Genomic DNA, 8,533 nt, shown 5'->3' on the forward strand with positions numbered 1-8,533 from the left:
GCAAGGAGGCATTGCGGCGGGAGTTGTCTCCTTCATGACTCAAGCCTTAACGTAGAAAAACTGCCATGACTGGATTATAGCTTTATTGGCTCTTTGTTTTCGTTTAAGTCCCACTAATCACAAACATACCGCGAGGGCGATTCTCCAGTACATCCTCAATCATCCCCAATTTGAGGATATGGCTTTGCGCCGTCGTCCTGCGGTTGTGGATGCGATTGAACACGCGCTGGGGAAGAATGTGGCGCGGGGTTCTGTGAAAAAGCTGTCGGATGAAACGGTTGATAAAAGGGATTTGCGTCGCTATCTGTTGCGTTATGCCCATAATCCAGAATCGGTGAAAGCAATTCTACCTTTTCTGTATCATTCTCCTCTGGGAACAGGTTTAATGCCTGCGGCAGGCGAAGTTAAATATACTCTCGTTCATCAACAATATCGTCACTTTGAAGTACAAACAGAGCGTCCCAAGACAGTAACGGCAACCAATCGCGGTGATATTTCCGCAACCTTGGTGCATTTGTATCGGGGTGGAAAATCGCCAGAATTAATGTCAGCTTTGCAGCATTATGTCGAACAAGCTGCGGTAAACCTGCCGAAATTTTCAGGTCAAGTGGCTTTAGTGTTGGATGCGTCTGCTTCGACAAGAAGTTATGGCGATCGCGAATACTGTTCTCTAGCGCAGTCAGTCGCCCTGAAATTGGTACTCGAAAAATGCTGCGCGAACCTCAAAGTCCATACGCTTGGGGGAGTTGGCGAATTACCCATGCCAGAAGGTTACACCGACTTGGCAGGTGCTTTAGTGGATGCTTTAGAAGACTCACCCGATTTAGTCGCCATTGTCTCTGATGGTTATGAAAATATGTATCCGGGAGACTTGGAAAGAGTCGTCGCCACCTTGCCGCAATTGGGTATTCATACCCCAATTATCTTCTGTCATAGCAAGTTTACGGCGCTGGATGACTTGGAATTGAGACGACCTGCGGCTAATCTCCTCCAAAGAGAATTCTGGCATCAAGACGATTTTGAAGACTTACTAAATTCGCTATTTGCGATCGCGGGTGCAAAGCAAACCGAAGCTTCTTTGCAGGAATTCCTACGCCAAAAACTCACATCCCAAGAAAAGGAGTTAGCCACATGGACTACCAGCCATTAGAGTTATTAATTCCCGACAAAGTCGATCTCTCTCCTTATCATTTTGGAATTCCTCAACAGTCTGGAGCCATGACTGTAGTCCCTATCTTCAGCCCAGATTGTCCGGGTCAATTTACCAGTCCCCTGTCTGGGTTGAAACTCAGTCGAGTTCACGGCTATGGAAATGTAGAACTCCATAACCCATCAACGGGTGTGGCAATCGTTCCCTTGCACATGGGTTATATCCAAGACCAAGCCCAAAATCATGCTTTGTGTCGGTCAGCATTTATTGCTGCGGGACAGAAACTCATGTTTAAAGATGCCTGCTGCGTGCAATCCGGTCAAGGCGGTTATTTGGAAGGTCGAGAACAATGGTTCTTCATTCTTCCCCTGCAATTGCGCTTTCAAGCCTTGAAACTCCGGGGTCAGGAAGACTACAGCAAACTCTGGAAAGAAATTGAGCGTCTAAATCAGCGGTTTGATTTACCTCAACGCGGTCACTTAGAGCAAATTCTCAGTAAAAAACGCACCTTTCTGACGCAATATCAAAGCCGATTTGAATTGCTTCCCCAGCAAACCGGGGCGTTGTTCTTGATTCGGAATCAGTTAGTTGGCGTGGAAATTGCTCCCACGGCGGCTTACTTCCGGGAAGTGTGGATGCCTCTGGTTTGCTTCTGCTATGGTGTGGCAGCAATGTATGCCCAAAAGCACGCAAAAGCAAGCGACAAACCCGTGCTTCCTTTTGCAGCCAGCAATCTGCAAGAACTGCGCCAGCAATTGCACAAAAGCCGTCAGGAAAAACAGTTACAAGTCAGCAATTGGCTAAGTCAAACACCCGCTGAAAGATTTCAGCTCAAAGAAGAAGAACGCTTCTTGAGTCTGCGGCTGCATACCTGTAAAGGGAAAAACTTTGCGGGTCAGTTGGTCGAAGAGTCTGGACAACTGGTGTATGCTTCGTTGTTTGCTTCAGCAATTTAATCAAGTCAACGCTTGACAGGATAAGAAAGCACTGACTTGTCAATTCGCTCAATTTGTACTACAATACATTACAGTTGGAACTGAGTTAGGCATTGGTGTTTACTTGATGATTCCAAGTCATGGTTAAGAAACGCTACCGCGCTAACCGCTTGTCCAACTGTAATTTCCTGCCATATCTAAACTTTATACAGAAAATTTAACCCCCTTCCCTGTCCGGGAAGGGGGTATTATTATGTCCTTTGCACCGCTCAAGACTCTCTGGGATTGGGTAGCCTGAGATATCCTTTCCGCCAAAGCAAGATCCCACAACTGATTACCAAGGCGACAGTCACGACAGGCAACCAAATCGCCAGGATGGATAGAATAATCGCACCACCTGCTTCCAGAGTGGAAACCACCCCATTACCGAATCCTCCGGTGAGTGCGGTTGAAGAAAAGCGAACCATACCCGTTAAGGCTTGCACGATACCCGCCGAACCTCCACCCGCAATCACTGCGATTGTCCACTGAACTAAAGGATCGTCGTGGGGAATGATGGCAGCGGTTAAGAAAGTGCCGACAGCGATCGCAGTTGGTGTAGAAACGATATCCAGCAAATTATCTATCCACGGAATGTAATAAGCGGCAATTTCAACACAAGTCGCTATAGCAAATGTCAGCAACGCTGGATAAGTTCCCATCCACTCAAAATTCGGTGCCAGTGGCAGATGTCCAAACAGTGCTGCCATGCTCATCACTAGCGGCGGGACAAAGATCCGAAAACCACAAGCCGCACTCAAACCAATGCCAATTGCAATACTTAATAAGGTATCCATACTACTCAAATTGAATCATTCGCTAGGGTTGCTCTTGCCAAATCTGCTTCAATCACCTTGGCCTCTTTCAAGTTGACCCCACTCAGGTTCGTTCCACTCAAATCTGCGCCTCTTAAGTCGGCAAGTTCTAAATTTGCTCCCCTTAAATCGGCTTCACTGAGGTTCGCTTCACTCAAGAAAGCTTTACTCAAATTTGCCCCTCGTAAATCTGCCAGCCGCAAGTTAGCCTTCGCTAGATTGGTTCTCGTTAGGTTAGCTGTACTCAGATTTGCTTCGCTCAAATTCGCTTCACTCAAATCTGCCTTACTTAACTCCGCTTTACTTAGGTTTGCTCTGCTTAAGTTCGCTAAATTCAGTTTTGCCCAACTCAGGTTAGCTTCGCTCAATAAGCACTCACAAAGCCAAGCACCTCTCAAGTTAGCATTGATAAAATACCTTTCTCCGGCTGCATAACGCCGCTTCAGATCATCAGCAGCAAATTTGATTAAAATGGCACTTTTGCCTTCACAATAGCACCATTGCGCCCCGACTAATTTAGCCGCCGTGTTAACCGCTAATTCGTCTTTTTTAGGCAATACCACCCCATTACAACCATCCCATTCACCGCCGAGAATAAAAGCAATTTCTTGGGCAGCATATAAGGAGTCGAATAAGAGCATATCTTGCGTTACCCGGCCTCCAGAACTACTAATCCGGTTGCTGGAGAATGATAATAAATTTCGGATTAAGTCTTTCATCCGGTGTTTTAAGCAATTTTATTCAAGGGGCATTCAAATCGATAAAACTTTTGTATATCCTTTAAATACCCTAGCTAACACACCCGGAGTGGACATCAATCAATAGACATATTCAGATTTAAGAATTTGAGATAGTTTCATTCCAGTTGTTCCCCCCGTTGTTATCCCAATTATTTCCATCGGTGAAAGCAAAATTTAAAGTAGTTCCTACCGGAGGAACAGAGAGTGTTGTCTCCCAGAATCCATCCTCTCGCTGGATCATCAGGCTGTCAGTAACTTGCTGCCAATTATTGTATCCCCAGTGCAGTTTGACTTGTTCGGAATTTGTCAATAACCCTTTGTAATAAATCGTTAAAGCTAGCCCTTGTTTCGAGTCAGCTTCCTGATAATCTACCGTTTTGCCTTGATGCGGTTTGGATGAATTGACGACATAGCGCTGATAGACAATCTCCGGCATATCCATTACTTTATGAGTATAATTTGATGCCAGCAACGTGATGTATTCTCCCATCGACCAGGAAAGGGGAGTCATTGATTTAGTGGGAGTTCCGGGAGTATAACCAGAGGGTGCATTGAGATCCCAAACTTGCTCGGAAATCATGTAAGAAGGATTGGCAAAGGCACGCATTGTTGCCAGGTAAGAGTCTGCTTTGTTACCACGCGCGATCGCAAAGTGACCGCGTTCTCCAGTGAAAATAGGCCACAGTCGTCCGATTCCCGCACCTGTATAATCTGCACCCGTTGATGTTTCTCCATAACCGTCGTGATTGTAGCGAAACCAACCCTCTCCCTTGCCGGGAATTGTTTGCTTGATGGTGGAATCAATCGCCGGAAGAGAGGCAAGAATGTAAGGATTATTTGCAGCTTTTACTCCATGACGCACTAATTCTAAAAAACTGCTGTCAACGATAGAACGTTCATCCCAATCGCCGCCACCGTTGCCAATGTGTAAAATGTGTCCGTCGTTGGGATTTCCATTATCATCAATGCGTTCAAAATATTTGCCATTGCCAATCGAACCGCTAGTCGTAAACGTCCAGTTTTCTACCATGCGTTGCCAGTAGTCGGCTGTTGTCAAATAGCGTTTCTCGCTGGTTGTGTCACCGTTAACTTTGGCGATATCTGCGGCACAAACTAAACCCGCAATTTCCGCAGCAATGGTGCCGGGAGAATAGCCTGCGTTTTCTTCCCAACGTTCTTGTCCCGTAACTGGCCCATTTTTCACAATATAATCGGCGGCTGGCTTGATGTGCTTAATATAGGTGTCTGCATCAGTGCGACCGAGTTTCCACGCCAAGATAATCGGGAAGGCAGTCTCGTCCATTTGAATGCCATTCCAGTAAGGCGTACCGTCTGCAAAGGCATTCTGAAGAAAATGTCCATCGGGTTGTTGCAAAGTAGTTAGCAACCAATCCAAGGCTTTTTTAGGGGTCGCCGTGTCACCTGCAACCATTAAGGCACTGGCAAATTTATACAAGTCACGAGGCCAAATCAGGTGATAGCCGCCTGACATTTCGATGCCGGATGGAGTGCAGATTGAGTAGTTAGAATTACCCCACGGATTCCCCAAACCTGCAACCATTGCACCTGATGCTTTGTCAGTGGCTGCCTTCAGCGCCATTGCCGCAACGTAATACTGAGTATCTGCGGTGCCGCCAAAGGTATTTAATCCATTGGTGTAGCTGTTCCATTGCGTGTTGTAAGCGGACAGCATCGTAGAGAAATTATCTTTTAGGGTTCCTGCGGCTTCCGATTCAGCGTTTTTGTCACTGTTACCAAAGCCAAGTACCAGGTTAAAAGTGACCGATTTCTGGTTGGCATAAGGACTGAGATCGAACATTGCCATCTGTGCAATGTTGCCATTGGTTGCCTTCTCATAAGTCCAGTTCATCGTATTATCAACTTCACCGCCTTTGAGGTCTTGCCAGCCGTCGCTGCGTCCGACGAATCCAGAAGACATCATGCCTTTTTTAAAACCTAGAGAACTCGCCAATGCCGATGCTTGATTGCTGGTGGGATTTTTAGCAATCAGCATTTGAATATTCTTGTAAGTAGTGCTGTAACCTGTAGTGGCTTTTCCGTTATTGTCAATAGCTGGATGATACAAAGTATGAAGATTAAAATTATCCAGCGTTCCGCTGAGTGCGGTGAATGTTACCTGCTGAATTAAAGTATTGCGATTGGGGTCGGTGAAAATTGTCTTGTCGATTTGATACTTGCCGTTTTTCGCCGTATTAGTAATCTTCCAAGAAAGCGATCGCGTATTATTCAAACTAACCTGGCTGATAGTATCCTGCTTCTCTTCATCAACCCAAGTTTTTGCCGTATCCCCTACTAAAAACTGCCAGTCTACTGTCGCTGCTTTGTCAGTCGAAGGATAAAATATCTGGCTAATGATGCCATCGAAACCCGTGAACCACACTTTTGAAGTTGGGTTTTGGGCAGTACCGAGAAAGGTGAGGGTTGAAGGCGACCAAGTTGGACAAGTGCCGGGATGACCAAAGGCTTCCTGTTGGGTTATTGCACCTAGAAAAGAAACTTTACTTTCTAGGATAAAAGTTGTTAACAAAATGACAATAATGGCACTTGCAAACCAATAAATTCTTTTCAATTAATTCGCCTTAAGAACTGGGTGAAGTTGACTTGATTAGTCGAATATAGCAATCTTATTTGATTGTTTGGCGAACCGCCTTAGCGAAGCCATGCGCGTTAGCGCTTTAGGCGCAGAGGGCGCAGAGAGAAGAGGTATAGAGAGAATTTAGAAGTTAAACAAATATTGATAGGAAATAAATTAAAGGGTGCGGGTTTATTCGCATCGATAGTTTCTGGCGATCGCTCGGAAATCATACCAAGGCGGTAAGCATTCAAAAATGCCCGTCGATAGGATGAAATTGCAAAGAGCAACAGCTAAGAAACTTTATGTTAGTTCACATCATCGCTGATTACGGCTTTGGCGATCTCGCCTTTGCGGAAGTAGTGCAGCGTATCAGGTTCTATCTACCGGATGCTGAGCCAATACTCACCCCCGTGCCTGCTTTTGCCACCCTGGCTGCTGGCTTCTGTATCGCCCAGTTAGGTTTGAATGAAGCCCCGGCCGGAACAATCATTTACCACAACGTTGCGCCCCGCGAAGATGATGAACAGGCGCGTGTCGGGAATGCCGGTGAACGTCTGGCTTTCGCACGCCTCTCGACGGGTGTGCGGGTGATCGGTGTCAATGCTGGCTATGCCTTCTCCTTTGTCCGCGATGTAGCAGAATTGAGCTGGGCTGCTGTTGCTGCGGAAGGTTCGCAGTTTCGTTCTCGTGACTTGTTTCCGCAAGCGGCGGCGGCGATCGCGCTGGGACAACCAGACGCGCTAGGGGATAAGATTGAGCCTTCGGATATCCCCGATGTGCCGTCGAATCGGATTGCCTATATTGACGGGTATGGCAACTTAAAAACGACGATTCAATATGATGCCAGTAATGGCAGCGATCGCGCGAATATCCGTTTGCGGATCGGTGACATCGAGCAAGAAGCGACAATGAGCGATGGCAGCTTTGCCGTTGAACCCGGACAATTAGCCTTCGCACCCGGTAGCAGCGGTTGGAAAAATGCCCAAGGCGAAGAAACACGCTGGATCGAACTGTTCTTACGCGGTGGCAATGCCTGGGAGTCCTTCAAGCGTCCGTCAGTGGGCACGCAGATAGAGATTATCTGACAATTTTTCTGGGGTTGGGCAAATAATCCCATTGAAACCTCTCCCTAGCCCTCTCCTAAAAGGAGAAGGAATCGGAATAAATGTTTTTTATTTTTACGGGCAATAGGGGAGTTGATAGCCCCTCCCCGTAAACGGCTACCGTGTATACACATCTGGGCAAGAAGCTAAAGACCAACCGAGAAACTGGGAATCAATCTGTCGCAGACCCTGAAAAAGAGTGACAATTCCGGGAACCCGTTGGCTTTGATAGCCAGACCAACCGCCTAAACGAGCAATCAACCAAGATGCCCAAGCCAACGTTAGGGGAGGAAAAGGGTTGTGTTGTTTTGGGGTGCGACCATTGAGAGTGGGTGCAAGCTCTGTCAGGCAACGCTGCTGGGCATCACAAAAGACGACTGTTGCTGATTGAGTGAGGTCTTCACGCCCTTGAGTCAACTGAAGCACGCGCATAGCAGGAGACAGTGCCAATACACATAGACGTTGAATGGCTGCTCCAGATTCGAGTTGGGTCGCTTCCAGATTCAAGCCACTTTGTTTGAGAGTGGCAAACAGTTGTTCAATTCTCCAACGCCAACCGTACCACGCAATCACTTGGAGGGCTTGCTCCAGGCACACCACTCGATGTGTCGTCAGCAAGCGCCAATGCACTGGGGCTTGTCCCGGTGGAGGATTAATTTCCACAGCTTCAACGGCATAAAGTACCACTGAGTGGGGGTAATCTGTCCCGTCGAGCCGTCGAGGACGAAGGCATTGCACCTGGCAATACCGGAGTGTCATTAACGCTTCACGAGCAACACGTTTTTTGCGCTCATCTGCCATCACCTGCAACGTATAGGTGCCCGTACACGGCTGTTGGCTCAAGTGAGTAAACAGGGTTTCTCTTGTGCCTACCAACAATCGGTCGCGGCAAGCTCTGATTAGTACGTGTGTCTGGTGGTTGGGAACCGTCACCCATTGTTCATATATATCCGCTTCTCGGTCGCCAATGTAGGTCACGGTTGTTGCACCCCCAAGCTCAAAGCATCGCTGACTTGAGGCGGCGGACTCTAGCCACTTGAGGGATTCTTTTTCCTCAAGTGGCAACTGTTTGTCGCGCCGAGTGTGCTTGTCTGGACGTTCGGCTGGACGACTCCACATTTGGACGCTACTGATACCCAATGGAAACCCACTCGC

At 47.3% G+C, this 8,533-nt stretch carries 7 protein-coding genes; 3 read left to right on the forward strand and 4 right to left on the reverse strand.

The window, feature by feature from the left end; translation table 11 throughout:
- Positions 1–178 precede the first annotated feature (178 nt).
- Positions 179–1,150: a hypothetical protein gene (locus tag NC996_RS27770; RefSeq protein ID WP_348260036.1), complete on the forward strand. Its 972-nt coding sequence runs from the start codon at positions 179–181 to the stop codon at positions 1,148–1,150.
- Positions 1,132–2,106, forward strand: a complete 975-nt coding sequence (locus NC996_RS27775) for a DUF6569 family protein (RefSeq protein WP_190688330.1) — start codon at positions 1,132–1,134, stop codon at positions 2,104–2,106. The genes NC996_RS27770 and NC996_RS27775 overlap by 19 nt, the downstream gene beginning before the upstream one ends.
- A 248-nt stretch (positions 2,107–2,354) precedes the next feature.
- Here the strand turns inward: NC996_RS27775 and NC996_RS27780 are convergent, their stop codons facing one another.
- From NC996_RS27780 to NC996_RS27790, 3 genes are all read right to left on the reverse strand, one after another.
- Positions 2,355–2,921: a DUF4126 domain-containing protein gene (locus NC996_RS27780; RefSeq protein WP_190529629.1), complete on the reverse strand. Its 567-nt coding sequence runs from the start codon at positions 2,919–2,921 to the stop codon at positions 2,355–2,357.
- Between the two features lie 5 nt (positions 2,922–2,926).
- Positions 2,927–3,658, reverse strand: coding sequence for a pentapeptide repeat-containing protein (locus tag NC996_RS27785; protein WP_190688332.1), 732 nt, complete (start codon positions 3,656–3,658; stop codon positions 2,927–2,929).
- Between the two features lie 118 nt (positions 3,659–3,776).
- Positions 3,777–6,269, reverse strand: coding sequence for a glycoside hydrolase family 15 protein (locus tag NC996_RS27790; RefSeq protein ID WP_190688334.1), 2,493 nt, complete (start codon positions 6,267–6,269; stop codon positions 3,777–3,779).
- Between the two features lie 308 nt (positions 6,270–6,577).
- Between NC996_RS27790 and NC996_RS27795 the strand changes: the two genes are divergently transcribed.
- Complete coding sequence (locus NC996_RS27795; RefSeq protein WP_190688336.1) at positions 6,578–7,360, forward strand: SAM-dependent chlorinase/fluorinase; 783 nt, start codon at positions 6,578–6,580, stop codon at positions 7,358–7,360.
- A gap of 135 nt (positions 7,361–7,495) precedes the next feature.
- Here NC996_RS27795 and NC996_RS27800 read toward each other — a convergent pair.
- Positions 7,496–8,533, reverse strand: a 1,038-nt coding sequence (locus tag NC996_RS27800) for an IS4 family transposase (RefSeq protein ID WP_190688338.1), incomplete at its 5' end; no start/stop codon positions are given.

The sequence above is a fragment of the Trichocoleus sp. ST-U2 genome (genome assembly GCF_039961875.1).
Taxonomy (GTDB): domain Bacteria; phylum Cyanobacteriota; class Cyanobacteriia; order Cyanobacteriales; family FACHB-T130; genus FACHB-T130.

Bases quoted from the DNA above. Each gene is read 5' to 3' on its own strand.
- NC996_RS27775 (WP_190688330.1), top strand. From the start codon at position 1,132: ATGGACTACCAGCCATTAGAGTTATTAATTCCCGACAAAGTCGATCTC.
- NC996_RS27780 (WP_190529629.1), bottom strand. From the start codon at position 2,921: ATGGATACCTTATTAAGTATTGCAATTGGCATTGGTTTGAGTGCGGCT.
- NC996_RS27785 (WP_190688332.1), bottom strand. From the start codon at position 3,658: ATGAAAGACTTAATCCGAAATTTATTATCATTCTCCAGCAACCGGATT.
- NC996_RS27795 (WP_190688336.1), top strand. From the start codon at position 6,578: ATGTTAGTTCACATCATCGCTGATTACGGCTTTGGCGATCTCGCCTTT.
- NC996_RS27770 (WP_348260036.1), top strand. From the start codon at position 179: ATGGCTTTGCGCCGTCGTCCTGCGGTTGTGGATGCGATTGAACACGCG.